At 66.0% G+C, this 26,222-nt stretch carries 27 protein-coding genes; 25 read left to right on the forward strand and 2 right to left on the reverse strand.

Translation table 11 applies throughout. The features are described 5' to 3' along the window. Positions 1 to 83 precede the first annotated feature (83 nt). Together YQ44_RS05840 and YQ44_RS05845 are read right to left on the reverse strand one after the other, a co-directional pair. On the reverse strand, positions 84 to 1,580 hold the full coding sequence (locus YQ44_RS05840; RefSeq protein WP_232251059.1) for a sensor histidine kinase: 1,497 nt from the start codon (positions 1,578 to 1,580) through the stop codon (positions 84 to 86). Positions 1,581 to 1,588: 8 nt separating this feature from the next. Further along, positions 1,589 to 2,323, reverse strand: a complete 735-nt coding sequence (locus YQ44_RS05845; RefSeq protein ID WP_071326280.1) for a response regulator — start codon at positions 2,321 to 2,323, stop codon at positions 1,589 to 1,591. A gap of 214 nt (positions 2,324 to 2,537) precedes the next feature. On the opposite strand from YQ44_RS05845, the gene YQ44_RS05850 reads away from it, so the two are divergent. The 25 genes from YQ44_RS05850 to YQ44_RS05965 all read left to right on the forward strand — a co-directional run bounded on the left by YQ44_RS05850 (position 2,538) and on the right by YQ44_RS05965 (position 26,148). Further along, entirely contained in the window at positions 2,538 to 3,599 is a 1,062-nt protein-coding gene (locus tag YQ44_RS05850) for a porin (protein WP_071322583.1), read from the forward strand. A 3-nt stretch (positions 3,600 to 3,602) separates the two neighbouring features. Next, the gene (locus YQ44_RS05855; protein WP_071322584.1) at positions 3,603 to 4,595 is read left to right on the forward strand and encodes a Bug family tripartite tricarboxylate transporter substrate binding protein; all 993 of its coding nucleotides are present in this window, start codon (positions 3,603 to 3,605) and stop codon (positions 4,593 to 4,595) included. Between the two features lie 47 nt (positions 4,596 to 4,642). Further along, entirely contained in the window at positions 4,643 to 5,740 is a 1,098-nt protein-coding gene (locus tag YQ44_RS05860) for an ABC transporter substrate-binding protein (protein WP_071322585.1), read from the forward strand. A gap of 203 nt (positions 5,741 to 5,943) precedes the next feature. Continuing rightward, a complete protein-coding gene (locus YQ44_RS05865; RefSeq protein ID WP_071322586.1) occupies positions 5,944 to 7,734 on the forward strand; it encodes an ABC transporter permease in 1,791 nt (596 codons plus the stop codon). A gap of 20 nt (positions 7,735 to 7,754) precedes the next feature. Next, entirely contained in the window at positions 7,755 to 8,828 is a 1,074-nt protein-coding gene (locus YQ44_RS05870; RefSeq protein WP_071322587.1) for an ABC transporter ATP-binding protein, read from the forward strand. A 97-nt stretch (positions 8,829 to 8,925) separates the two neighbouring features. Beyond that, the gene (locus tag YQ44_RS05875) at positions 8,926 to 9,240 is read left to right on the forward strand and encodes a hypothetical protein (protein WP_071322588.1); all 315 of its coding nucleotides are present in this window, start codon (positions 8,926 to 8,928) and stop codon (positions 9,238 to 9,240) included. Between the two features lie 24 nt (positions 9,241 to 9,264). Next, complete coding sequence (locus YQ44_RS28675) at positions 9,265 to 9,519, forward strand: hypothetical protein (protein WP_156894703.1); 255 nt, start codon at positions 9,265 to 9,267, stop codon at positions 9,517 to 9,519. A 202-nt stretch (positions 9,520 to 9,721) separates the two neighbouring features. Beyond that, positions 9,722 to 10,483, forward strand: coding sequence for a beta-ketoacyl synthase chain length factor (locus tag YQ44_RS05880; RefSeq protein ID WP_071322589.1), 762 nt, complete (start codon positions 9,722 to 9,724; stop codon positions 10,481 to 10,483). Then, positions 10,476 to 11,267, forward strand: a complete 792-nt coding sequence (locus YQ44_RS05885; RefSeq protein ID WP_071322590.1) for a lysophospholipid acyltransferase family protein — start codon at positions 10,476 to 10,478, stop codon at positions 11,265 to 11,267. Before YQ44_RS05880 ends, YQ44_RS05885 begins: the two co-directional genes overlap by 8 nt. Further along, on the forward strand, positions 11,260 to 11,514 hold the full coding sequence (locus YQ44_RS05890) for a phosphopantetheine-binding protein (RefSeq protein ID WP_071322591.1): 255 nt from the start codon (positions 11,260 to 11,262) through the stop codon (positions 11,512 to 11,514). Before YQ44_RS05885 ends, YQ44_RS05890 begins: the two co-directional genes overlap by 8 nt. Positions 11,515 to 11,534: 20 nt before the next feature. Next, on the forward strand, positions 11,535 to 11,801 hold the full coding sequence (locus tag YQ44_RS05895) for an acyl carrier protein (protein WP_442905932.1): 267 nt from the start codon (positions 11,535 to 11,537) through the stop codon (positions 11,799 to 11,801). Positions 11,802 to 11,804: 3 nt separating this feature from the next. Then, positions 11,805 to 12,350, forward strand: a complete 546-nt coding sequence (locus tag YQ44_RS05900; protein ID WP_071322593.1) for a hypothetical protein — start codon at positions 11,805 to 11,807, stop codon at positions 12,348 to 12,350. Further along, positions 12,343 to 14,187, forward strand: coding sequence for an AMP-binding protein (locus YQ44_RS05905; RefSeq protein WP_083411662.1), 1,845 nt, complete (start codon positions 12,343 to 12,345; stop codon positions 14,185 to 14,187). Before YQ44_RS05900 ends, YQ44_RS05905 begins: the two co-directional genes overlap by 8 nt. After that, entirely contained in the window at positions 14,181 to 15,269 is a 1,089-nt protein-coding gene (locus tag YQ44_RS05910) for a class I SAM-dependent methyltransferase (protein ID WP_071322595.1), read from the forward strand. Before YQ44_RS05905 ends, YQ44_RS05910 begins: the two co-directional genes overlap by 7 nt. Then, on the forward strand, positions 15,262 to 16,017 hold the full coding sequence (locus YQ44_RS05915; protein WP_071326281.1) for a glycosyltransferase family 2 protein: 756 nt from the start codon (positions 15,262 to 15,264) through the stop codon (positions 16,015 to 16,017). Before YQ44_RS05910 ends, YQ44_RS05915 begins: the two co-directional genes overlap by 8 nt. Further along, entirely contained in the window at positions 16,014 to 16,985 is a 972-nt protein-coding gene (locus YQ44_RS05920) for an LpxL/LpxP family acyltransferase (protein WP_071326282.1), read from the forward strand. The genes YQ44_RS05915 and YQ44_RS05920 overlap by 4 nt, the downstream gene beginning before the upstream one ends. Further along, complete coding sequence (locus tag YQ44_RS05925) at positions 16,972 to 18,540, forward strand: HAL/PAL/TAL family ammonia-lyase (protein ID WP_071322596.1); 1,569 nt, start codon at positions 16,972 to 16,974, stop codon at positions 18,538 to 18,540. The genes YQ44_RS05920 and YQ44_RS05925 overlap by 14 nt, the downstream gene beginning before the upstream one ends. Beyond that, on the forward strand, positions 18,533 to 18,988 hold the full coding sequence (locus YQ44_RS05930) for an acyl-CoA thioesterase (RefSeq protein WP_071322597.1): 456 nt from the start codon (positions 18,533 to 18,535) through the stop codon (positions 18,986 to 18,988). Before YQ44_RS05925 ends, YQ44_RS05930 begins: the two co-directional genes overlap by 8 nt. Next, positions 18,985 to 19,596 (forward strand): LolA family protein, encoded by a 612-nt coding sequence (locus YQ44_RS05935; RefSeq protein ID WP_071322598.1) that lies wholly within the window; start codon positions 18,985 to 18,987, stop codon positions 19,594 to 19,596. Before YQ44_RS05930 ends, YQ44_RS05935 begins: the two co-directional genes overlap by 4 nt. Before the next feature lie 5 nt (positions 19,597 to 19,601). Next, positions 19,602 to 21,986, forward strand: a complete 2,385-nt coding sequence (locus tag YQ44_RS05940) for an MMPL family transporter (protein ID WP_071326283.1) — start codon at positions 19,602 to 19,604, stop codon at positions 21,984 to 21,986. Next, the gene (locus YQ44_RS05945) at positions 21,986 to 22,540 is read left to right on the forward strand and encodes a DUF3261 domain-containing protein (RefSeq protein ID WP_071322599.1); all 555 of its coding nucleotides are present in this window, start codon (positions 21,986 to 21,988) and stop codon (positions 22,538 to 22,540) included. The genes YQ44_RS05940 and YQ44_RS05945 overlap by 1 nt, the downstream gene beginning before the upstream one ends. Next, on the forward strand, positions 22,541 to 23,731 hold the full coding sequence (locus tag YQ44_RS05950; RefSeq protein WP_198043878.1) for a beta-ketoacyl-ACP synthase: 1,191 nt from the start codon (positions 22,541 to 22,543) through the stop codon (positions 23,729 to 23,731). Beyond that, positions 23,728 to 24,201, forward strand: a complete 474-nt coding sequence (locus tag YQ44_RS05955; protein ID WP_071326285.1) for a hotdog family protein — start codon at positions 23,728 to 23,730, stop codon at positions 24,199 to 24,201. The genes YQ44_RS05950 and YQ44_RS05955 overlap by 4 nt, the downstream gene beginning before the upstream one ends. Beyond that, positions 24,194 to 24,919 (forward strand): 3-oxoacyl-ACP reductase FabG, encoded by a 726-nt coding sequence (gene fabG, locus YQ44_RS05960; RefSeq protein ID WP_232251060.1) that lies wholly within the window; start codon positions 24,194 to 24,196, stop codon positions 24,917 to 24,919. Before YQ44_RS05955 ends, fabG begins: the two co-directional genes overlap by 8 nt. Then, positions 24,916 to 26,148: a beta-ketoacyl-ACP synthase gene (locus YQ44_RS05965; RefSeq protein ID WP_071322601.1), complete on the forward strand. Its 1,233-nt coding sequence runs from the start codon at positions 24,916 to 24,918 to the stop codon at positions 26,146 to 26,148. The genes fabG and YQ44_RS05965 overlap by 4 nt, the downstream gene beginning before the upstream one ends. Positions 26,149 to 26,222 lie beyond the last annotated feature (74 nt).

A 26,222-nucleotide genomic window follows, 5' to 3' on the forward strand; every position in this document is an offset into this window, starting at 1 on the left:
GCAACTGTTTTAAAAGCATTAAAAATATATCATGTGTTGTTTTTGGGCAACGATTGCTGCCAAAGAGGCATTTGTGCAAGCCGTCATGTTACGCAGCTGAAATGCACGCTGACTTTCAGCCCGTGTCCATTGGCGGCCGTCGCCAGTTCCAGCCGGGCGCCGTGCAGGGCGGCGATGTCGCGCACGATGGCCAGGCCCAGTCCGGCGCCGCCAGGATTGCTCTCGAGTGCCGCACCGACCCGGTAAAACGGCGTAAACACGCGTTCGCGTTCGGCGGGCGGGATGCCGGCGCCGCTGTCTTCCACTTCCAGTACCGTTTCATTGCCATCGCCGTCACGCTCGGGCACGCGCACGCGCACGCGCAGGATCACGCTGCCGTCCTGCGGCGTGTAGCGCAGGGCATTGTCGACCAGGTTGGCCACCAGTTCGTGCAGCAGCAGCGCCTGGCCATGCACGGGCGCTTCGTCGGGCGCTTCCAGCGACAGGTCGATATTCTTGCCGACGGCGGTCATGGCCATTTCCAGGCCCACCTGCTGCGCCACGTCGCGCAGCGGGACGGTGTCCATGGCCAGGGTGTCGCCGCCATGCTCGATGCGCGCCAGGGTCAGCAGCCGGTTCGCCAGCAGCACGGTCGAATCGGTCGTGACGGCAATCGAGCGCACGATGTCGCGCAGGGCCGCCATGTCGGGCGGCCCGACCGCCTGGCGGTCGCACTCGCGCAAGGCCAGTTCGGCCTGTGTTTTCAGCACCGTCAGGGGCGTGCGCAGCTGGTGCGAGGCGTCCGCGATGAAGCGGCGCTGGCTGGCGATCAGCTGCTGCAGGCGCGACATGGAACCGTTCATGGCGCTCACCAGCGGACGCATCTCCTTGTGCACGAGTGCGGGATCGACGTCGGACAGGTCGGACAGGGCGCGCGTCTCGACTTCCGTTTTCAGGCGCATCAGCGGCTGCAGCACCAGGCGCACGGCAAACCACACGAGGGCGCCCATCACCAGTATCATCGCCGCCTGCCAGCTGAGCGTATCGAACAGGATCTGGTTCGACAGGCCGCGCCGCGCATCGAGGGTTTCCGCCACCTGGATCAGGGCGATGCCGCGCATCGAGTCGTCGTACACGGGTTGCAGCAAGGCCGCGATGCGTATCGGCTTGCCGTGGTAGTCGGCATGGTAAAAGCGCACCAGGGCCGGGTAGTTCTGCGAACGGGGCACGTTCTTCGGCACGGGCGGCAAGTCGCCATAGCCGGAGACCAGCTCGCCGTTGATGCCCGTCACCTTGTAGTAGATGCGTCCCAGGGTATCGGTTTCAAAGCTGTCGAGCGCCACGTAGGGCACTTCGGCCACCACCTTGCCGCCGACGATGGAGACGCGCTCGGCCAGCGCGCGCGTCGACGCCAGCAGCGAGCGGTCGTAGGCCATGTCGGCCGCGTCGAGGGCGTTGCGGTAAACAAAAACGGCATCGAGCAGCACCAGCATGACCAGCGGAATGAGCAGCCAGCGCAGCAGCTGGCTGCGCAGGCTGCCCAGCGGCCGGCCTTGCGCCCAGCGCCGGCGCAGGCGCTCGAGCAGGGGCAGACGCCGCATGGTGGCGCTCATTTTGGCGCGGCAGGCGCCATGGCGCTGCGCGGCTGCAGCAGGTAGCCGATGCCGCGCAGCGTGGTGATGACGGCGCCGTCGGGCGAGCCGCTTTCCACGCCGCCTTCCGCATTGCTCTCGAGCTTTTTGCGCACGCGGTGGATGTACAGTTCGATGGCGTCCAGGTTGGCGTCGTCGGCCAGGGCGAAGACTTCGTCGAACAGCTTTTCCTTCGAGACGGCGCGGCCCGAGCGCGTGATCAGCGCCTCGAGCACGGCGTGTTCGCGCGGCGTCAGGGCCAGCGCCGCGCCGCCATAGCTGAACATGCGCGTGACGGTATCGAAACTGAGCGCGCCGCAGCTATGCACGAGCGCCTCGTTGCCCTGGCTGCGGCGCAGCAGGGCCTTCACGCGCGCTTCCAGTTCGGCCAGCTCGAACGGCTTGGCCATGTAGTCGTCGGCGCCCAGGTTCAGTCCCTGCACTTTTTCGTCCAGGCCGCCGCGCGCCGTGAGTATCATGACGGGAGTCTTGCCGCGCGTGCCGCCGCGCGCGCGCAGGCGGCGCAGCACGTCCAGGCCGTCCATCTTGGGCAGGGTCAGGTCGAGCAGCACCAGCGAGTACTCCTGCGTGTGCAGCAGGGCGTCGGCATCGGCGCCGTTGTGGGCGGTCTCCACCGTCAGGTGCGCGTCGCGCAGGGCCTTTGCCAGCCAGTGCGACAGCTCCAGATGGTCTTCCACTAATAATATGCGCATGGTCTCCGCCATTCGTTTGAATGGTTGCAGTGTAAGCCTGTCGGCGCGCCGCCGACAGGGGCGGCGATGAATATGTTTGTGCCCCTTGTGGCTGGCCGGCGACACCTGTCAGTCTGAAAGCGAATTGAAAGGATCGCGCTCATATAGTGTGATCCTGATTCATGAAATTGATCAGGCATATCACTAATAACTATATCTAAGGGAGACACGTTACATGAAGAAATCCGCATTCTCGCTGGCCGCCATGGCAGTCCTGGCCGCCGCCGGCAGCGCCCAGGCCCAGTCGAACGTCACCCTGTACGGCCGCCTCGATGCCGGCATCAGCAACACCAGCAACGCCGGTCCGAACAAAAGCTCGATGACGCAAGTCAGCTCGGGCGGCATGAATACCTCGCGTTGGGGCATCCTGGGCAGCGAAGACCTGGGCGGCGGCCTGAAGGCCGTGTTCAATCTGGAAGGCGGCATCCTCGTCGACACGGGCGCCGCCGACGGCGCGCTGTTCAAGCGCCAGGCGAATGTGGGCCTGGAAGGCGCGTTTGGCCGCGTCGTGCTGGGCCGTTCGTTTACCACCGTGTACGACTTCGTGCTGCCGTTCGATCCGATGGCCTATGCGCCGTTCTATTCGTGGGCCACCTCGGCCCATGCGACGGGCCCGAGCAAGTACGGCATGACCACCGCCTTCGACAACATGGTCAAATATTCGGGCAAGACCGGCGACTTCAGCTACGGCGCGTCGTACGGCTTCGGCGAACAGACGACGGGCAGCTCGGACAGCGCCAAGCTGTCGACGGCGCTCACCTACAAGACGGGTCCCGTCAGCCTGCTGGCCACGTATGAGCAGGTCAACGGCAATGCCATCGCCGGCGGCGCGCGCGACAAGACCACCGTGTACCACCTGGGCGCCATGTATGACGACGGCCCGTGGAAGGTGCAGGCGGCGGCGCGCGACTACAAGCTCGATCCGGCCGCTGCCGGCAAGGCCGACGTGCGCGGCACCCTGTACTGGGGCGGCGTCAGCTACAAGACGACGCCGGTGATCACCCTGACCGGCGTGATCTACTACCAGGACGTGAAGAACGTGGCGGCCAACCTCGATGCGGATCCGATCATGTACGTGGCGCGCGTGCGCTATGCGCTGTCCAAGCGCACGGACCTGTACGTCGCTGGCGCCTATGCCAAGGCCAAGCACAATCAGCTGGTCAGCCTGTCGCGCGACGACGCCGGTTTCGGCGACACGCAGCGCGGCCTGATCGCCGGCATCCAGCACCGCTTCTAAGGCATGACCATGCTGCGCGCCCTGTTCCTGTCGTTGCTGTGCCTGTTGCCCGCCGTCGCGGCGGCGCAGGCGCTCGCCCCGGCCGAATGCGTGGTGCCGTCCAAGCCGGGCGGCGCCATGGATTTGACGTGCAAGCTGGCGAAGAAAGGCCTGGCGCAGGAGGGCGCAGCGGGCGTGGCCGGGGCAGTGGCAAGCCCCATGCGCATCAGCTACCTGCCGGGCGGCATCGGCGCGGTAGCCTGGCACTCGATGGTGTCGCAGCGCCGCCGCGCGGAGCCGAACACGTTGGTGGCGTTTTCGGGCGGCTCGCTGCTCAATCTGGCGCAGGGCAAGTTCGGCAATGCCAAGGCGGGCGACGTGCGCTGGGTCGCGGCGCTGGGCGCCGACTACGGCATGATCGCCGTGCGCAGCGATTCGCCGTACAAGACACTGGGCGACCTGATCGCCGCATTGCGCCAGCATCCGGACACGGTGCTGATCGGCGTCTCCGGCACCATCGGCAGCCAGGACTGGCTGAAGATGGCGCTGGTGGCGCGCCATGCGGGCATCGATCCGAAAGTGCTGCGCTTCGTCGCGCTCGAAGGCGGCGGCGAAGTCTTCACGGCGATGCAGGCCGACTACGTGCAGGTGGTCTCGGGCGACACGTCGGAAGCCACCCTGAACGCCAGCGCCAACCATGCGCGCGTGCTGGCGGTGCTGTCGGAGAAGCGCCTGCCCGGCGTGCTGGCCGGCGTGCCGACGGCGCGCGAGCAGGGCGTCGACGTGGTCTGGCCCATCATCCGCGGCGTGTGGATGGGGCCGCAGGTGCCCGAGGCGGATTACCAGCGCTGGGTGGCCACGTTCGACCGCGCCATGGCCACGCCGCAGTTCGCCGAATGGCGCGCGCAGGCCGGCCTGTATCCATTCGCCCTGACGGGGCCGAAGCTGACGGCGTATGTCAGGAAAGCGGTCGATGAGTATGCCAGGCAAGCCACCGAGCTTGGCCTGATGCGCTGACCGCCATTCCATTTAAAAAAATCTATTTCACAGACGGAGACAACCCCATGCAAACCAAGATCCTGCTTCAAGCCGCCATCGCCACCGCATTTGCCAGCCTGGCCGGCGCCGCGTTCGCGCAAGTGCCGCCCGGCTATCCGGCTGACTACCAGAAAATCATCGACGCGGCCAAGAAGGAAGGCAAGGTGGTGATCTACAGCGCCACCGACAGCAAGGCCGCCGCACCGTTGATCAAGGATTTCAGCGCCCTGTATCCAGGCATTTCGGTCGAATACAACGACATGAATTCCACCGAAGTGTACAACCGCTTCATTTCCGAAGTGGCGGCCGGCGGCAATACGGCCGACGTGATGTGGTCGTCGGCGATGGACTTGCAGATGCGCCTGGCCTCGGACGGCTATGCGCTGAAGTACAAGTCCGTGGAAGCGGCCAAGATTCCCGGCTGGGCGATGTGGGACGACCAGGCTTACGGCACCACGTTCGAGCCGGCCGCCATTGTCTACAACAAGCGACTGCTCGATCCGAAGGAAGTGCCGAAGAACCACGACGACTTCGCCAAGCTGATCGCCACGCCGAAATTCAAGGACAAGGTCACCACCTACGACATTGAAAAATCGGGCGTGGGCTTCATGTTCATGGCGCAGGATGCCAAGGAGTACCCGCAATTTTTGGCGCTGCAAAATGCGTTTGGCACGGCCAAGGTGCGCGTGCAGTCATCGACGGGCACCATGATGGAGCGCATCTCCTCGGGTGAAAACCTGATCGGCTACAACGTGCTGGGCTCCTATGCCCTGGTGCGCGCCAAGACCGACCCGTCAATCGGCGTGGTGCTGCCCAAGGATTACACCCTGATCCTGTCGCGCGTGCAGTTCATCAACAAGAACGCGAAGAACGTCAACGCCAGCAAGCTGTGGCTCGATTACATCCTGTCGCACCGCGGCCAGACCATCATCTCGAACGGCGCCAAGCTGTTTGCCATCCGCGCCGACGTCACGGGCGAGACCACGTCGGCTGACCTGATCAAGGAAATCGGCGCGGCCAACGTCAAGCCGATCCCCGTGCATCCGATCATCCTGCAATTCTTGGGACCTGCCAAGCGCATGGCCTTCCTGAAGCAGTGGAAAGAAACAGCCGGCAAGAAGTAGGAACCTCCGAAAACCCATTGCGCGTCGCGATTTGCGGCCTCCGATGCTCACTGTGCATTCGCACAGCTGCGCTTCTCTGGCCAACAGGGGCGCCGAGCCTCATCGCCGCTCGCCACGGGTTTTCTGGAGTTCCCAGGCCGTCTTAGCCGCCCGCGAGCCTGGCTTGCGGGCGCACGCCGCACCCTTCATTCATTGGATTCATCATGCAAACTGCTATCTTGCCGCTGCCTGCACGGTCGCGTTCTCCCTTGTCGCGCCTGAACTGGCCGCGCGGCGTGGTCGTGGCGATCACCCTGGTCGCCATCTTCCTGCCGCTGTTCCTGATTTTTTACCAAAGCTTTTTGAACGCGCCCTTCTTCATGCCGGTGCGCGAATTCGGCTTTGACTCCTACCGTTTCATCTTCGATGATCCCGATTTTTCGATGGCCTTCAAGAATGGCCTGATGCTCGCCTTCGGCCTGACCGTCATCGCCGTGCCGCTGGGCGGCATGCTGGCCTTCCTGATGGTGCGCACGGACCTGCCCGGCCGCGGCTGGGTAGCGCCCATGCTGCTGGTGCCGATCTTTGTGTCGCCGATGGTGATGGGCTTTGGCTACGTCGTCTCGATGGGCCCCGTGGGCTTTTATTCGACCTGGGCCAAGGAGCTGCTGGGCTTCGTGCCCTGGAATATCTATTCATTCACCAGCATCGTCATCATCGCCGGCCTGACGCACGTGCCGCACGTCTACCTGTACGCCTCGTCGGCCCTGAAAAGCCTCGGCTCGGACGTGGAAGAAGCGGCCCGCGTGGCCGGCGCCTCGCCGGTGCAGGTGATGATGAACGTGTCGCTGCCGATGATCATGCCGGCGCTCGCGTATGCGGGCGTGCTGGTGTTCTTCCTCGGCTTCGAGGTGTTCGGCCTGGTGCTGGTGCTCGGCGACCCGGAAGGCCATCTGGTGCTGCCGACCTATCTGTACAAATTGACGAACAAGCTGGGCACGCCGTCGTACCACCTGATGGCCGCCGTCGCCGTCTGCCTGGTGATGGTGACCATGCCGCTGGTGATGATACAGCGCTGGCTGCTCAAGTCGGCCAACAAGTATGTGTCGATCAAGGGCAAGGGCGCGCGCAGCAAGGCCATGCCGCTGGGCCGCTGGAAGTGGCTGGCGTTCGCGCTGCTGGCCGGCTGGCTGATCTTCACCATCATCCTGCCGCTGACGGGCATCGTGCTGCGCTCGTTCGTGCAGTACTGGGGCGAGGGCGTGCACCTGGCCGACGTGCTGACCCTGCAGCATTTCCGCGATATCTTCGAGCAGCCGTCGCTGGTGCGCGGCATCGTCAACACCATCCTGATCGGCGTCGTCGGCGGCGCCCTGGCCGTGGGCTGCTACAGCTTCATCGCGCTGGCCATGCACCGCAAGCAGGATGGCATCACGCGCCTGCTCGACTACAGCGTGCTGGTGCCGCGCGCCGTGCCGGGCCTGCTGGCCGGCCTGTCCTTCCTGTGGGTGTTCCTGTTCGTGCCGGCCTGGCTCGACGGCATATTGAAAGGCATGGACAACGGCGTCGCCCTGTGGCTCAGCGGTCACGTGATTCCCGTGCTGCGCGAACTGCGTTCGACCATCTTTGCCCTGTGGCTCGCATATTCGGTGGTGTGGATGGCCTATGGCATGCGCCTGATTTCCACCGCGCTGCTGCAGGTGGGGCCGGAACTGGAAGAGGCGGCGCGCGCCGTCGGCGCCAGCCGCGGCCAGGTGACGCGCGACGTCACCCTGCCGCTGATCAAGTACGGTTTGCTGGGCGCCTGGCTGATGGTGTTCCTGATCTTCGAGCGCGAATATTCGACCGGCGTGTACCTGCTGTCGCCGGGCACGGAAGTGATCGGCGCCATGCTGGTATCGCTGTGGGCGGGCGGCTCGACCGACCTGGTGGCGGCGCTGTCCTTCATCAACATCACCCTGGTGGCCATCGGCCTGGGCATCGCGCTGCGCTTTGGCGTGAAGTTACATAACTAATTAAAGACTGAGACAAGATCATGAATGAACTGACCGTCAATGAACTGCACCTGGACTATGGCACCGGCGCCTCCGCCAACCCCATCCTGAAGGGGGTCTCGATGCACCTGAAAAAAGGCGAAGTGGTCGCCTTGCTGGGGCCTTCGGGCAGCGGCAAGACCACCTTGCTGCGCGCCGTGGCCGGACTGGAAAGCCCGAAGGCGGGCACCATCGAGATCGGCGAGCGCAATGTCTACGACGGCGCGAAGCACTTCGAGATGCCGGCCGAGCAGCGCAACCTGGGCCTGGTGTTCCAGTCGTACGCGCTGTGGCCGCACAAGACCGTCTTCGACAACGTCGCCTACGGCCTCAAGCTGCGCAAGATGGGCACGGCCGATATCGCCGGGCGCGTGAAGGAAGTGCTGACGCAGCTGGGCCTGGGACATCTGGGCGAGCGCTATCCGCATCAGCTGTCCGGCGGCCAGCAGCAGCGCGTGGCGATCGCCCGGGCACTGGTGTACAACCCGCCCGTGATCCTGCTCGACGAACCGCTGTCGAACCTCGATGCCAAGCTGCGCGAGGAGGCGCGGGCGTTCCTGCGCGAACTGATCGTGCGCCTGGGCCTGTCCGCGCTGATGGTGACGCATGACCAGGGCGAGGCGATGGCCATTTCCGACCGCATCCTGCTGCTCAATAACGGCAAGATCGAGCAGCAGGGCACGCCGCAAAGCATGTATGAAACGCCCGATACCCTGTTCACGGCGGAATTCATGGGCAGTAACAACCGCCTGCCCGGCAAGGTGGTGCAGCGCGACGGCAACGCCGTGCGCCTGCTGGTCGACGGCGCCGCCATGCAGGGCGTGGCGCGCGGCGCCAACGTCGGTACCGAAGTAACTACCATGATCCGCGTCGAGGAAGTGAAAATCAGCGCCACCCCGGTGGACAACGCCATCGAGTTGCCGCTGCTGACCTGCATGTACCTGGGCGACCGCTGGGAATGCCTGTTCGAGCGCGGCGGCGCCGAGAACATCAGCCTGCGCGCGTATTCGCGCCACAAGCTGGAAGCGGGCAAGTACTGGCTGCATATGCCCGCCGATAAGCTCTGGGTGTTTTAACGGCTGGGCGCCGGCCTGGCCGGCGCCCCCCAAGCACCTGCGCCGCCGCCGTCACGACGGGCGCCCTGCGCGCCATGGCCTTGCCGCGCCTGCCTGCATGGCGCGCGCGGGCCGGTTCTTCACCGGCGTCGCCCCGGGCCGCCGTTCCAGCCCCGATTTCCTGCATGCCGCTCCCCGCCACCTGGCCGGCGCCGACTTCAGCAGCGTATTGATGCTGATGCCGGCCGCCGCCTTTCTGCGCCCGTTGCACAGAGTGGCAAGCCAGCCAGGCACGCTCATCCTGGTCCTCTTCCCCGCTGCTATTGCCGATCGCTCCATTCTTCTCCATGGCGGGAAGGTGGAGCCGTCAAAGTTGAATCTGTTGGCGGCCGTGGGCATAAAGCAAGCGCTCTATATTGTTACTGCAGCGTAGCCGGTTTAATCCTCGCTGACATATGTGGAGGGCATCGTGGCATGCCGGGTGGCGGGAATGGGGGATGCCAGTTTTTTTGGAGTTTGTATAGACGGCGCGCTGGCCGGTGGCGTCCGATGCCTGCGTTTGCCGCGCCACCGCGCCATGCTGTGCGTGTTATCTAAAAACAACGCTCTTGTGGTCGTAAAAGAGAGCTTCTTTTTATTGTTGATAAAAAACCTCTTTTTTGAGAATGCAGCTTGTTTGCTGACGAGCGACGCTTTTTTCCTCGGAAGATAATAGATGGGATGTTACAAATAGTAACTGGGGCGGCGTATTCCGTAAAACAGGGTTTTAGGCTCCCCATTTAAAAAGTTGCCGCAGGGCCATTTATTTTAGTTATTTTGACTTCCTTAGTTTATAATTTGAAAAGAACGCCGGCGGGGCTTTTTGCGCAGTTTTGACGTGAGTTCGCCCTTTTTTTGAACTCAGGAAAATGCATATGCGCACCGATGGTGTCCGTTTTTCAATTGTCAGACATGCCGCCTGGGCGCCAGGCCTGGAAACGCAGCAGCAGTGGCAGGCGTGGGCGCAAAGCACCGTGCCCGTTGCACCGATTGCCGTCGCCGGCGAGCCTGGTGTGCGCGCGATGGCGCCGATGCTGCGCCGCCGCGCAGGCCAGCTGGGCAAGATGGCACTCGAAGTGGCGTACGCCTGCCTGGGCGAACAGCGCGATATTCCGTTGGTCTTTTGCTCGCGCCATGGCGAGGTGGCGCGCGCCGTCGAACTGTTGTCGGCGCTGGCCCAGGGCGAGCCCTTGTCGCCGACCGCGTTCGGCATGGCCGTGCACAATGCCAGCGCCGGCCTGTTTTCCATCGCCCGCGCCGATACGGCGAACCAGCTGGCTGTCGCCGCCGGTGCCGCCAGCCTCGAGGCCGCAGTGATCGAGGCGTGCAGCCTGCTGGCCGATGGCGCGGCGCAGGTATTGCTGGTGCTGGCGGAGTGTCCCTTGCCGTTTCCATTCGAGGCCTTTGAAGATTGCCATGAGCAGCCGCATGCATTTGCCTGGCTGCTGCAGGCCGAGGCTGCCCCGCACACGGGTTTTGGCCTGACGTGGCGCGCCCGCGGCAGCGACGACGCGTTGCCGGTGGCGGCCGATGCCATGCCCGGCAGCCTGGCCGTGCTGCGTTTCATGCTGGGCGAAGCCCGCGCGTTCGAACATGCGGCCAACCGCCAGACCTGGCGCTGGAGCCGCCATGCATAAGCTGGGGGCTGTACGCGCCGGCCTGTCGGTAGCCTGGCGCACCATCGCGACCGCATTCAGTTTTGCCGCTTTTGGCCTGGGCGGCTTGCTGTTGCGCGTGCTGGTGTTCCCCTTGTTGCAGTTGCTGGTATGGCGGCGCGAAACGCGCATTGCCTGCGCGCGCGCCGTCATCCGCTGGAGCTTCCGATTTTATATCGGATTGATGCGTTTTCTCGGCGTGCTGCGCTACGACTTGCGCGGTCTCGACAAGCTGGAGCGGGGCGGCTTGCTGATCCTGGCCAATCATCCGACCCTGATCGACACGATTTTCCTGATGGCGTATGTTAGGCAGGCCGATTGCATCGTCAAGTCCGATTTGTGGAACAACCCGTTTACGGGTGGTCCCGTGCGCGCGGCAGGCTATATCAACAATACGGGCGGCGCCGAACTGGTGGACGCTTGCCTGGCATCGCTGGCACGCGGCAACAACCTGATCATTTTCCCGGAAGGCACGCGCACGCCACGCAGCGGCGAGGTGGTGCTGAAGCGGGGCGCGGCGAATATCGCCGTGCGCGGCCGCCGCGACGTGACGCCCGTGCTGATCCGCTGCCTGCCCAGGACCCTGGGCAAGGGCGAGCCGTGGTGGCGCGTGCCGGCCCGCCGCGCGCATTTCGAGATTGCCGTGCAGGACGACCTGGCGATCGACGAGTTTACCGGCGGTGGCGCCAGCGACGTGATGGCGGCGCGCACCTTGACCACTCATCTGCAACATTACTTTAGCGGGAAACAGGAACAACATGCTTGAACAAGAAGTGAAGGAACTGATCATCGAGGCGCTGCAACTGGAAGACATGAGCGCTGCCGATATCGATACGGATGCGCCCCTGTTTGTCGAGGGCCTGGGACTCGATTCGATCGATGCGCTGGAACTGGGCGTCGCCCTGCAAAAAAAATACGGCATTTCCCTGTCGGCCGATTCGGCCGATACGCGCCGCCACTTTGCCTCGGTACGGGCGCTGGCGGCCATGGTTGACACTCACAGAAAGAAGTAAGGAGCAGCAAAATGGTAGATATGAGCGCAATGAGCCGCGATGAACTGTACGCGTGGGTAGTCCAACTGCTGGCTGAAATGTTCGAGCTGGATCCGGCGGCGCTGACGCCGCAGTCGAATCTGTATGCGGAACTCGATATCGACAGCATCGACGCGGTCGACCTGGCGGTCAAGTTGAAGCAGTTGACGGGCAAGCGCCTGCAGCCGGAAGTGTTCAAGACCATCCGCACGATCGACGACGTGGTCGAGGCGCTGCGCGCGATGTCGGCGACGGAACAGGCGGCATAACGCGTGCTGCTCAATGCCGTCGCGTTGCTGCTGACCGTGCTGTATCCGCTGGCGATCTGGTTCGGTCACGGCCAGGTCGAGCCGCGCTGGCTGGCGCTGCTGCTGTTGCTGGCCGCCGCCTGCCGCCTGCCCGCGCTGAAGCTGCAGCGCGCCGCGCGCTGGTCGGTGGCCGCCGCGCTGCTGCTGGCCGCCATCGCCCTGTGGAGCAACCTGCTGCTGCCGCTGAAACTGTATCCGGTGCTCGTCAACGCCGTCTTGCTGGCCACCTTCGGCTACAGCCTGTGGGCGCCGCCGTCGGTGGTGGAGCGCCTGGCGCGCCTGCGCGAGAAGGATTTTCCACCCGCGGCCGTGCGCTATACGCGCCGCGTGACGCAGGTCTGGTGCGGTTTCTTCATCGTCAATGGCGGCATCGCGCTGGGCACGGCGCTGTGGGCCAGCGAAGCCGTCTGGTCGCTGTGCACGGGCGTCATCGCCTATGTCCTGATGGCCCTGTTATTTGGCGGCGAGTATCTCGTCCGCCTGCGTTTTAAGCGTTTGCACCATGTCTGAATCCTCGTTGCCGGAAGTACCCGTGCCTGAAACACGTTCGCCGATTTCCCCGCTGGCGCGCCTGGCGCTGGCCATGCATGGCCGCCCGCCAGCCATGCCAATCGGCTGGCGCGATGGCGCCATGCTCGATCACGCGCATGTTGCCGCGCGCATGGCGGCGTGGGCCGATCTGCTGGAGCGCCAGGCAGGCCGCCATTTCGCCCTGTACCTGGACGACAGCATCGAGTTTGGCGCCGCCTTGCTGGGCGCCTGGCAGGCGGGCAAGACCATCTGGCTGACGGCCGATACCTTGCCGGCCAGCTGCGCTTCGCTGGCCGCGTCCGTGGATGGCTTTCTGGGGCAGTTCCCGGCCGCGCATGCGCCGTTGCCCCTGCCAGCGGACAGCCTGGCCGAGCGCGCATGGACAGTGCTCGCCGACGATTTTCCGGCGCTGGTGGTGTACACCTCCGGCAGCACGGGCGCGGCGCAGGCCATTCCGAAAAAACTCTCGCAACTGGCCAGCGAAGTGGCCACGCTGGAGCAGCTGTTTGGCGAACACGCCGATGGCGCCGCCGTCGTCGCCACCGTCTCGCACCAGCATATCTACGGCTTGCTGTTCAAGGTGTTGTGGCCGCTGGCCGCCGGGCGCGCCGTGCATGCGCACAGCGTGGATTATCCGGAGCAGCTGGCGGCCTTGCTGGCGCGCGGCCCGTGCGTGCTGGCCGCCAGTCCCGCGCACCTGAAGCGCCTGCCGGAACACCTCGACTGGTCCGGCGCGCGCGCACAGCTGCGCGCCGTGTTTTCGTCGGGCGGTCCGCTGGCCCTGGACAGCGCGCTGGCGGCGGGCAATCTGCTTGGCCGCGTGCCGCGCGAAATCTATGGCAGTTCGGAGACGGGCGGCGTGGCCTGGCGCCAGCGCGCGCCGGAGCGCCCTGACGACGAAAGCTGGCAGGGCTTTCCCGGCGTGGACTGGCGTTTGCTGGACGACGGCGCGCTGGAAGTGCGCTCGGCGCACCTGGCCGATGATGGCTGGCTAGGCCTGGCGGACCGCGCGCGGCAAACGGTGCCAGGGCGCTTCCAGCTGCTGGGGCGCAGCGACCGCATCGTGAAGATCGAGGAAAAACGCATTTCGCTGAGCGCCATCGAGGCGGCCTTGCTGGCCACGCCGCTGGTGACGGATGCGCGCGTGCTGCTGTGCGACGCGCCGGCGGGCGAGCGCCAGAAGGTGGCCGCCTTTATCGTCTGCAGCGCCGCCGGCCGCGCGCTGCTCGATGCCGAAGGCAAGCTGGCCCTGAATCGCCGGCTGCAACTGGCGCTGGGCGGCCAGGTCGACGCCGTCGCCTTGCCGCGCCGCTGGCGCTACCTGGAGCAACTGCCCATCAATACGCAGGGCAAGACGACGCAGGCGCTGCTGCTGGCCCTGCTGGCGCCGGTGGACAAGCCGCCGCGCCTGCCGCATGCGCAGCTGCTCGAGCGCTCGGCCGAGGGCGAGACGCCACGGCTGCTGCTCGAGCTGCGGGTGCCCGCGAACCTGTTTTATTTCGACGGCCATTTCACGGACGCGCCCTTGCTGCCTGGCGTGGTGCAGGTGGAGTGGGCGCTGCACTTTGCGCGCCAGCACCTGGAAATGCCCGCGCATTTCCGCGCCATGCACGCCTTGAAATTCCAGCAGCCGGTGCTGCCGGACCGTCCCGTGCGGCTGGCGCTCGAATATGACGCGCTCAAGGCCAGCCTGCAGTTTCGCTATCTGTCGGACGCTGGCCAGCATGCCAGCGGCCGCATCCTGTTTCACCCGAATGCCGCTGCCGTTCCCGGTGGCGGCGCCGATACACCCACTCCAGCAGCGAGCGCATGTTAGATAAAAAATTCTCACCCGAACGCCAGACCGCCTTTGCCGCCCGTTTCGAGGCGCAAAAAATCGCTTTCGGCCCCGTCGTCTTTCAATGCGTGCGCTATGCGTGGAAACGCGGCATGCTGCAGGCACTGGCCGACACGGGCCACAGCGGCCTGACGATCGCCGACATGGCTGCCAGCGGCCGCTGGACCGAGTATGCGTTGAAAGTGGCGCTGGAGTCGTGCCTGTCGGCCGGCGTCGTATCGCTGCGCGACGGCGCGTATGTGCTCGACAAGGTAGGTTTTTGCATGCTGACGGACAGCATCACCCAGGTCAACCTGGACTTCATGCATGACGTCTGCTACCAGGGATTGTTCGACCTCGACCGCTCGCTTGACGCCGAGCAGCCATTGGGGCTGGCCGCGCTGGGCGACTGGCCAACCTTGTACCAGGGCTTGTCGGCGCTGTCGGAACCGGCCAAGGGCAGCTGGTTCGCCTTCGACCACCATTATTCGGACACCTCGTTCCCCGAGATTTTCCCGGACGTCTTCGCCACGGCGCCGCGCCGCATCATGGATATCGGCGCCAATACGGGCAAGTTCGCCAGCGCGGCGCTGGCCTACCATGCAGGCGTGGAACTGCACCTGGTCGACCTCGAGCGCCAGCTGGCGGTGGCCGAGCGGACACTGAGTGACGCTGGCGTGCGCGAGCGGGCCCATTTGCACGCCTGCGACCTGCTTGACGACGCGGCGCCGCTGCCGCCCGGCATGGACCTGATCTGGATGAGCCAATTCCTCAGCTGCTTTTCCGAGCCGGCCATCGCCAGCATCCTGCGCCGCGTGGCGCAGGCGCTGGGGCCGAACGGCCAGGTGCTGATCATGGACACCTTCTGGGACCGCCAGCAATACGATATCGCCGCCTACTGCCTGATCAACACGTCGCCGTACTTCACGGCCATGGCCAGCGGTAACAGCAAGATTTACCAGAGCGCCGACTATATCCGCCTGGCGCAGGAGGCCGGCCTGGAATTGCTGACCACGCGCGACGGCATCGGCTATTGCCACTCGCTGCTGCGCTTTGGCCGCGCCGGAGCCCGTGGTGACTGAAGTGCGTTTTCATCCCTGCATCGTGATCCCCGTGTTCAACCATGAGCATGCAATCGGCGCCGTGGTGGAGCGCCTGCTGCCGCACGGCGTGCCGCTGATCCTCGTCGACGACGGCAGCCTTGATGCCGGCGCGCGCACCCTGGATGCGCTGGCCGCCGCGCATCCGTCGCGCGTGACCCTGCTGCGCCACGCGCGCAACCAGGGCAAGGGCGGGGCGGTCTTGACGGGCTGCCGCCACGCGCATGCGCAAGGCCACAGCCATGCGCTGCAGATCGACGCGGACGGCCAGCACGAGACGGACGATGTGCCGCGCTTCCTGGCGCAGGCGCAGGCCACGCCGACGGCGGTGGTGGTCGGCTATCCCGTGTACGACGCCTCGGTGCCGAAGGCGCGCTACTACGGCCGCTATGCGACGCATGTCTGGGTGTGGATCAATACCCTCTCGCTGCAGATCCGCGATTCCATGTGCGGCTTCCGCGTCTATCCGCTGGCGCCTTTCATGGTGCTGGCAGAGAGGCGTCAGCTGGGTCAGCGCATGAATTTCGACACCGACGTGCTGGTGCGCCTGTACTGGGATGGACTGGAGATGGCGAACCTGCCCACGAAGGTTGGCTATCCCAGCGACGGCGTCTCGCATTTCGAGCTGTGGCGCGACAACGTGCTGATTTCGTGCATGCATGCGCGCCTGTTCTTCGGCATGCTGTGGCGCGCACCGCGCCTGCTGGCACGCCACTGGCGCGCGCGATGACGATGGCGTCGCACCAGCCGCGCGGACACTGGTCCGGCTTCAACGAAATCAGCTTCGTGGCCGGCATGCGCCTGCTGTTCTGGATCTGCCGCGTCTTCGGCCGCTGGCCATTTCGCATCGTGCTCTACCCGGTGCTGGCCTGGTACGTGCTGACGCATGCCCGCGCGCGCCGCGTCTCGCGTGCGTATCTGCAGCGCGTCGCGGCCTGCGGCGGCCCGGCGAATCTGAGCGTGCTGCGGCATTTTGCCGCGTTTGCGGAAACCATCCTCGACAAGATGCTGCTGTGGGGCGGGCTGTACGACACGCGCAGCGTGAGCCTGCACGGCGTCGATGGCGAAGGCGGCGTGAATCGCTGTCTGGATGAGGGGCGCGGCGCCTTGCTGGTGTGCGCCCACCTGGGCAACCTCGATCTGTGCCGCGTGCTGTCGCAGCGCAATGCGCGCCTGAAGCTGACGGTGCTCGTGCACACGCGCCACGCGCAGGCGTTCAACCGCATGCTGGAGCGCCTGAACCCCGACAGCCAGCTCAATCTGATGCAGGTGACGGAAATCACGCCGGCCACGGCCATGCTGCTGGCCGAGAAAGTGGCGCAGGGCGAGTTCGTGGTGATCGCCGGTGACCGCATTCCCGTCTCGCCCCAGCCGCGCGTGGCCGTGGCGCCGTTCCTGGGGCAGGCGGCCGCATTCCCGGTCGGCCCGTATGTGCTGGCCAGCGTGCTGCAATGCCCCGTGTATTTGCTGTTTTCGATGCGCATCGGCCAGCGCTCGGAAATTCATTTCGAACTGTTCCGCGAGTCCTTGCATTTGCCGCGCAAATCGCGCGAGCCCATGCTGGACGAACTGGCCGCCGCCTACGCGGCGCGGCTGCAGCACCACTGCCTGCGCGCGCCGCTGGAATGGTTCAATTTTTACGATTTTTGGCAACTCCCCGATACTTCAAGACTGGATACTCCCGATGCACCTCGCTGACCTGAAAAACACCCGGCGCGCCGTCCGCTTCGACCGCGAGCGCCTGCGCATCGAAGACATTACCGATATCGCGCATGGCCGGGCCAGCGCCGAACTCTCCAGCGACCCGGTCTTTCGCGCGGCAATCGCGCGCGGCGCCGATTTCCTCGACCGCCTGCTGCGCGAGGATGGCACCATCTATGGCGTGACCACCGGCTACGGCGATTCGTGCACGGTGACCGTGCCGCCGGAACTGGTGGCCGAGCTGCCGCACCACCTGTACACCTATCACGGCTGCGGCCTCGGTGAATTCTTCACGCCGGCGCAGACGCGCGCCATCATGGCTACGCGCCTGGCGTCGCTGAGTAAAGGATTTTCCGGCGTCAGCGTGGAACTGCTGGCGCAGATCGCGCGCCTGCTCGACGCCGGCCTGCTGCCGCTGATTCCATCGGAAGGGTCGGTCGGCGCCAGCGGCGACCTGACGCCCCTGTCCTACCTGGCGGCGGTGCTGTGCGGCGAGCGCGAAGTGTGGCGCGACGGCGTACAGGTGCCGGCGGAGCAGGCGCTGCGCGAAGCGGGCATCACGCCGCTGCGCCTGCGGCCAAAGGAAGGCCTGGCGATCATGAACGGCACGGCCGTCATGACGGCGCTGGCCTGCCTGGCGTATGAGCGTGCCGAATACCTGACGCGCCTGACGACGCGCATCACGGCCATGGCCTCGTTCGCGCTCGACGGCAATGCGCATCACTTCGATGAAACCCTGTTTTCCGTCAAGCCGCATCCGGGCATGCAGCAAGTGGCGGCCTGGCTGCGCGCCGATTTGCCCACCGATTCCTGGGAACGCAACGGCAAGCGCCTGCAGGACCGCTATTCGATCCGCTGCGCGCCGCACGTGATTGGCGTGCTGGCCGACGCCTTGCCGTGGCTGCGCTCGTCCATCGAGAATGAGCTCAACAGCGCCAACGACAATCCCATCATCGACGCCGAAGGCGAGCGCGTGCTGCATGGCGGCCATTTCTACGGCGGCCATATCGCCTTCGCCATGGACAGCATGAAGAACACGGTGGCCAACCTGGCCGACTTGCTGGACCGCCAGATGGCCTTGCTGGTCGACAGCCGCTACAACCAGGGCTTGCCGGCGAACCTGTCCGGCGCCACGGGACCGCGCGCGGCCATCAACCACGGCTTGAAGGCACTGCAGATCAGCGCCTCCGCCTGGACGGCCGAAGCGCTGAAACTGACCATGCCGGCCTCGGTATTTTCGCGCTCGACCGAATGCCACAACCAGGACAAGGTCAGCATGGGCACCATCGCCGCGCGCGACTGCCTGCGCGTGCTGGAACTGTGCGAGCAGGTGGCTGCGGCCCTGCTGATCACGGTGCGCCAGGGCGTCTGGCTGCGCTGCAAGGTCAATCCCGACGTGCCGCCGCAAGCGGCGCTGGCAGCGATGCTGGAGGCGCTGGCCGCCGATATCGCGCCCGTCGAGGAAGACCGTCGTCTCGATCCGGAGCTGCGCGTGCTGCTCGAACGCATGCGCGCCCAGGCCTGGCCGTTGTACGGAGCCGGCAATGACTGAGACGCATAAGGTGCGCGGCAAGAGGGCCACGCCCAGCCGCTGGCATGCCGAAGTGGAGATGCAGGTGCAGTTCTTCGACCTGGACCCGATGGAAATCGTCTGGCATGGCCGCTACGTCAAATACCTCGAAGTGGTGCGCTGCGCGCTGCTTGACAGCATCGGCTACAACTATGTCGACATGAAGGCGTCCGGCTATGCCTGGCCCGTGATCGACATGCATTTGCGCTATGTGGCGCCCGCCACGTTCGGCCAGCGCCTGACCTTGCGCGCCGACCTGGTGGAGTGGGAAGACCGCTTGAAGATCGAGTACCTGGTCAGCGACAGCGCGACGGGCAAGCGCCTGAACCGCGCCAGCACGACGCAGGTGGCCGTCGACATCGCCAGCGGCGAGATGTGCTTTGCCTCGCCGCCGATACTGTTTGAAAAATTGGGATTGAAGGCCGTATGAAAAAACATATCAAAGTCCTGCTGGCGGGTTTGTGCCTGATGGCGATGGCGCCGCTGCATGCGGCCGCGCCCGTGGCGAAGATCGAGGCCATGCTGGCCAAGCCGCAGCAGCTGTGCGGCCGCTTTGACCAGAGCAAGCAGCTGGCGGGCATGAAGAAGGCGCTGGCGTCGAATGGCCGCTTTTGCGTGGTGGCCGGCAAGGGCGTGCTGTGGCGCACCTTGCAGCCGTTTCCGAATACCCTGCGCCTGACGCGCGACGAGATCGTGCATTTCCAGGGCGAGCGCGTGGCCATGCGCCTCGATGCGAAGACGGAGCCGGTGGTCAAGATGATCAACAGCGTGCTGTTTTCGCTGCTGGCCGGCGACCTGGCGCAGCTCGACACCCTGTTTGAAGTGGATGGCAGCATCGATGGCGGCACCTGGCAGGTAGCGCTGAAGGCACGCCAGCCGGCGCTGGCCAAGGCGATCGGCAGCATCCGCCTCGATGGCGGCGCATTCGTGAAAAACATCAGCATCAGCGAGGCGAGCGGCGACCGCACCAGCATCGTGTTCTCGGCGATTGAAACGGGACCGGCCGCCATCACGCCACAAGAGGCGGCCCTGTTTTGACTTCCCTGACGAACCGCGGCCGCAATGCCGGACGCCTGCTCGCCATCGCCTGGGCGCTGGTGGTGGCGCTGCTGCTCGCGCATAACGCCTATCTTTGGCTGGGCAAGCGCATCGTGCCCGATACCGACATTCTCGCCTTGCTGCCGGTGCAGGAGCGCGACCCGGTGCTGCAGGCATCGTTTACGCACATGGTCGACGCGGCGCAGCAGCGCGTGGTGGTGCTGGTCGGCGCCGCCGAGTGGAGCGATGCGAAGCGCGCGGCCGACGCCTACGGCGCCGTGCTGGCACGCCATGCTGGCCTGTTCCAGTCCACGCCGCTCGACGAGCAGACGCAGAACGACTGGCTGGCGCTGTTCCAGCAGCATCGCTTGACCTTGCTGACGGCGCCGCAGGAAACGCAGCTGCGCCAGGAAGCGCCCGCGTTCTGGCGCGACGCCGCGCTGAGCCAGCTCTACAGTCCGTTCGGCGGGCCGAAGCTGGGCGCCTGGCAGGACGATCCGTTTGGCCTGTTCGGCGGCTGGGTGCAGGAGCGTGCGCAGGAAACGCCCGTGCGTCCGCGCGACGGCCACCTGTTCGTTGCCGACGGCGCACGCCAGTATGTGCTGCTGCCGATGACCCTGAGCGTGCCGGCCTTTTCGCTGGGGGCGCAGGAAACCGTGCTGCCGCTGCTGGCGCAGGCCGAAGCGGCGGCGCGGCTGGCCGTGCCCGGCGTGGAAATCATCAGCGCCGGCGTGATCCTGCACGCGGCCGCCGCCAGCAGCCAGGCGGCAGGGGAAATGTCGACCATCGGCCTCGGTTCGCTGGCCGGCATCATCCTGCTGACGTGGCTGACCTTCCGCTCGATCAAGCCGATTTCGCTGATCCTGCTGTCGATCGGCATCGGCTGCCTCGGTTCCCTGTCCGTATGCTGGCTGCTGTTTGGCAAGATACATTTGATGACATTGGTGTTCGGCGCCAGCCTGATCGGCGTGGCGCAGGACTACGGCATTTACTTCCTGTGCAACCGCCTGGGCGCCGACCCCGCCCTCGATTCGCGCACCTTGCTGCGCCGGCTGCTGCCTGGCCTGGGCTTGACCCTGCTGGCGGCCGTCATCGGCTACATGGGGCTGGCCCTGACGCCATTCCCCGGCCTGCGCCACATGGCCGTGTTCTCCGCCCTCGGCCTGGTGTTTGCCTGGCTGACGGTGGTCTTCTGGTTCCCCGCACTGATCAACGGCGGCACCCTGAAGAGCGGCGCCCTGGTCGAACGCTATGGCGCCGCGCGCGCGCGCTGGCCGCTGCTGCGCGCCAACCGCGCCACCCTGATTGGCGGCGTGTTGTTCATCCTGTTCGCGGTCTTTGGCATCAGCCGCCTCGGCGTCAACGACGATATCCGTTTGCTGCAAACGCCGCCCGCGCACCTGATACGCGACCAGATGAAGCTGAGCAAATTGCTCGATGCGCCCACGCCGGTGCAGTTTTACCTGGTGCGCGGCGATAGCGCGGAAGCCGTGCTGCAGCGCGAGGAAGCGCTGAAACAGCGGCTGCTGCCGCTGATCGCGCAAAAGCATATCAGCGGCTACCAGGCCATGTCGAACTGGGTGCCGTCGCTGCAGACGCAGGCGGCGCGCCGCGCGCTGCTCGATGCCGCCATTTTGCAGCCGGGCGCCGCGCTCGACCTGCTGGCGCAATCGGTCGATGAAGGACCAGAATGGGCCGGCAAGGTGCGCGCGCAGCTGGCGCAGGCGGGGGCGCCGCTGTCGATAGACGCCTTCCTGGACGTGCCGGCCAGCGAGCCGTGGCGCCACCTGTGGCTGGGCAAGGTGGAAGGCGGCCATGCCTCCATCGTCGCCCTGCGCGGCATGCAGTATGCGGCCATTCCGCTGCTGGCGCGGGCGGCTGACGGCTTGCCCGGCGTGCAGTGGGTCGACAAGGTGGCCGAGATTTCCTCGGTGCTTGGCCGCTACCGCGTCTACATGGGCGCCGTCGTGCTGGGCGCCTATCTGGTGGTCTTCGGCTTGCTGCTGCCGCGTTACCGGCGCCGCACCTGGCGCGTGCTGGCGCCCACGGCCCTGGCCAGCGTGGCGGCCCTGGCCCTGCTGGGCTACCTGGGTCTGCCGCTGCAGCTGTTCCACGTGCTGGCGCTGATGCTGCTGCTCGGCGTCGGCGTCGATTACGGCATCTTCATGCAGGAGCATCCGGACCGCCGCAACAACACGCCGTGGCTGGCCGTGGGCCTGTCGGCGGCCAACACCATTCTGTCTTTCGGCTTGCTGGCCCTGAGCAAGACGGCGGCATTGCAGGCGTTTGGCCTGACCATGCTGATCGGCACGGCGCTCGTGTGGCTGCTGTCGCCATGCTTTGCCGAAGCCGACAACCGTAGCGCGGCCGATGCCGCAGGAGAAATCTGATGTTTTTGCACTGTCAACGATGGGCGCCGGCGCTGCTGCTGGCACTGGCCGGCTGCGCCAGCGCCCCCCCGCCGGCACCGGCGCGCCTGGGGCTGAAGCTGGCGCCGGCGGCGCTGGCCGCCACGGTCAGCGTACAGCAGCACCTGGTCGTCGAACGGGCAGGGCGCATCGACGAACTCGATGCGGCGCTGGAAGTGGAACCGTCGCACCTCGACCTGGTGGGCCTGGCATTCGGCCAGCGCGTGCTGTCGCTGCATTACGACGGCAAGGAGATGACATCGTGGCGCCACCTGATGCTGCCGGCGCAGGTGCGCGCCGAAGACGTGCTGGAAGACATGCAGCTGACCCTGTGGCCGCGCGAAGCGATCGCACAGGCCTTGCCGGCCGGCTGGCGCATCGAGGACAGCGGCTTGCGCCGCACGCTGTTCCTGCATGACGAAGCGGTGACCGTGATCGATTACAGCGGCATGCCGCGCTGGAGCGGCACGGTGGTGCTCGACAACCTGCGCTACCGCTATCGTCTGACGATACAGAACGCCCCGGAAGGAAGCTGAATGCCTGGCTTGACCGTGTATTTGAATGACTGCGGCGTCGTCTGCGCGCTGGGCGCCAGCCGCGCCGAAGTGCGCGCGCGCCTGTTCGCCGCGCACAGCGGCGTGGTGCCCGTCGATACCCATACGCCGGGAAGAGTGCTGCCGCTGGGCGTGGTCGATGCGGCCTTGCCATCGGTGGCGCGGCACGGCATCGCCGCGCGCAGCCGCAACAACCGCATGGCGCTGGCCGCGCTGGCGCAGATCCGCCCGGCCGTGGAGCAGGCCATCGCCCGCTACGGCGCGGACCGGGTGGCCGTGGTGATCGGCACCAGCACCTCGGGCATCGCCGAAACGGAAGGCGCGATCGGCCGGCACGTGGCGGGAGACGGCTTGCCGGATACCTTCCACTACGGGCAGCAGGAGATGGCGTCGCCGGCGCTGATGCTGGCCGATGAACTGGGCATCGACGGCCCGTCGCTCGTGCATTCGAGCGCCTGTTCGTCGGGCGCGAAGGCGATGGCCAGCGCGGCGCGCCTGATCCGCATGGGCCTGTGCGACGCCGTGCTGACGGGCGGCGTCGATACCCTGTGCGGTTTTACCGTGGCCGGATTTTCCGCGCTGGCATCCGTCAGTGAACGGCGCTGCAATCCGCTGGGCGCGAACCGCGACGGCATCAATATCGGCGAGGGGGCGGCCCTGTTCCTGATGACGGCGCAGCCGGCCACCGTGGCCTTGCGCGGCTGGGGCGAATCGTCCGACGGCCATCATATGTCGGCGCCCGATCCCGAAGGCGGCGGCGCGCGGCTGGCCATCGCCCAGGCATTGGCGCGCGCGGGCATCGCGGCGTCGCAAGTCGATTATGTGAACCTGCACGGCACGGCCACGCCGCAGAACGATGCGATGGAAGCGCGCGTGGTGTCCGACCTGTTCGGCGCCACGGCGATGGCCAGTTCCACCAAGCCGCTGACGGGCCACGCGCTGGGCGCGGCGGCGGCCATCGAGGCCGCGCTGTGCTGGCTGGCGATGCAGGACGATAACGCCGAGGGGCTGCTGCCGCCGCACCTGTGGGATGGCGTGCCCGACGAGTCCCTGCCGCCGCTGCGCCTGGCCTTGCCCGGCGCGCGCCTGGGGCGCCCGCTCGACTGGGCGCTGAGCAATTCGTTTGCCTTCGGCGGCTCGAACGCCGCCCTGCTGTTCGGGAGGGGAGCATGAGTTTTCCGGATATCCGCGAGCTGGTGCCCCATTCCGGCGCCATGGTGCTGCTCGACCGGGTGGTGTCGGCCGATGCCGAAAACCTGTGCGCCGAAGTGGCCATCCATGCCGGCAGCGTGTTTTATGACGCGCCGTCGGCCGGCGTGGGCAGCTGGGTCGGCATCGAATACATGGCGCAGGCGATCGCCGCGCATGCGGGCTACCTGGCGCGCCAGGCCGGGGCGCCCGTGAAGATCGGTTTTTTGCTGGGGGCGCGGCGCTACGAGGCGCAGGTGCCCCTGTTTGTGGGCGGCAGCGTGTTGCAGGTGCAGGTACAACAGGCCTTGCAGGGCGAGAATGGACTGGGCGCGTTCGAGTGCCGTATCGAGATGGCGGGCGCCGTGCTGGCGCAAGCGACGATTACGGTATTCCAGCCCGAGGATGCAAAGCAATTTCTGCAGGAGAGTATGAATGGAGCGCAGCATGAGTAAAAGTGTATTGGTGACGGGGTCGTCGCGCGGCATCGGCAAGGCCATCGCCTTGCGGCTGGCGCGCGACGGGTTTGACGTGGTGCTGCATTGCCGCAGCGCGCGCGGCGAGGCCGACGCGGTGGCGCAGCAGGTGCAGGCGCTGGGACGCGCGGCGCGCGTGCTGCAATTCGATATCGGCGACCGTGCCGCGGCAGCCGCCGCGCTGGAAGCGGACATCGCCGAACATGGCTGCTATTACGGCGTCGTCTGCAACGCCGGCGTGGCGCGCGACAATGCGTTTCCCGCCATGTCGGGCGAGGACTGGGACATCGTCCTGCAAACGAACCTCGACGGTTTCTACAATGTGCTCAACCCATTGGTGATGCCGATGGTACAGCGCCGCAAGCCCGGGCGCATCGTCACCATGGCCTCCGTCTCGGGCCTGATCGGCAACCGGGGCCAAGTCAATTACAGCGCGGCCAAGGCCGGCATCATCGGCGCCACCAAGGCGCTGGCGCTGGAGCTGGCCAAGCGCGCCATCACCGTCAACTGCGTGGCGCCGGGCTTGATCGAGACGGACATGATCAGCGACGTGCCGCTCGACGAAGCGCTGAAGATGATCCCCGCGCGCCGCGTCGGCACGCCGGAAGAGGTGGCGGCCGCCGTCAGTTTCCTCGTCGGCGAGGAGGCGGGCTACATCACGCGCCAGGTCATTTCCGTGAACGGAGGCATGGCATGAGCCGGCGGGTAGTCGTGACCGGCATGGCCGGCATCAGCCCGATCGGCAACGACTGGCAGACCATCCGCCAGCGCCTGGGCGAGTACCGCAACGCCGTCGTGCGCATGGGCGAATGGGCCGATTACGAAGGCTTGAACACGCAGCTGGGCGCGCCGGCCGCGCCGTTCGCGCTGACGGACCGCTACAACCGCAAGGCCGTGCGCAGCATGGGACGCATCGCGCTGATGGCCACGCGCGCCAGCGAACTGGCGCTCGAGCATGCTGGCCTGGCCGGGCATCCACTGCTCAAGAGCGGCGACATGGGCATTTCCTTCGGCTCGTCGGCCGGCACGCCCAGCGCCATCGGCGACTTTGGCCGCATGATGGAAGAGCGCACCACCAAGGGCATCAACGCCACCACCTACATCAAGATGATGGCGCACACGGCGCCCGTCAACATAGGCGTGTTCTTTGGCGTCACGGGCCGCGTCATCACCACCTCGAGCGCCTGCACTTCGGGCAGCCAGGGCATCGGCTACGCCTACGAGGCGATCGCCGGCGGCAAGCAGCTGGCGATGATCGCCGGCGGCGCCGAGGAGCTGTGCGCCACCGAGGCGGCGGTCTTCGACACCCTGTTCGCCACCAGCACGCGCAATGACGCAGGCCATACGACGCCGCGCCCGTTCGACGCCAGCCGCGACGGCCTGGTCATCGGCGAGGGCGCCGGTTGCCTGATCCTCGAAGAATTCGAACATGCGCAGGCGCGCGGCGCGGCCATCCACGCGGAACTGGTGGGCTTCGGCACCAACAGCGATGGCTGCCACGTGACCCAGCCGAATTCCGCCACCATGCGCCAGGCGATGCTGCTGGCGCTGGCCGACGCGGGACTGCAGCCGTCCGATATCGGCTACATCAACGCGCACGGCACGGGCACGCAGCAGGGCGATATCGCCGAGTCGCAAGCCACGTTCGAGGTGTTTGGCGACCGCACTCCTATCAGTTCGCTGAAAAGCTACATGGGCCACACCCTGGGCGCCTGCGGCGCGCTGGAAGCGTGGATCAGCATCGAGATGATGCGCGAAGGCTGGTTCGCCCCCACCATCAACCTGCAGCAGGTCGACCCGCAATGCGCGCCGCTCGATTACATCGCCGGCGAAGGCCGGGCGATCGAGTGCGAGTATGTGATGTCGAATAATTTTGCCTTCGGCGGCATCAACACGTCGCTGATTTTCAAGCGTTACCGGCCATGATGCCTGCTTGTGCCGACGCAAGCGGCGCACATGGCTCCTTTTGTACTATGACTTTATCTTTCAAGGAAAACAGC

Source organism: Janthinobacterium sp. 1_2014MBL_MicDiv, from assembly GCF_001865675.1.
Classification (GTDB): Bacteria; Pseudomonadota; Gammaproteobacteria; order Burkholderiales; family Burkholderiaceae_D; genus Janthinobacterium.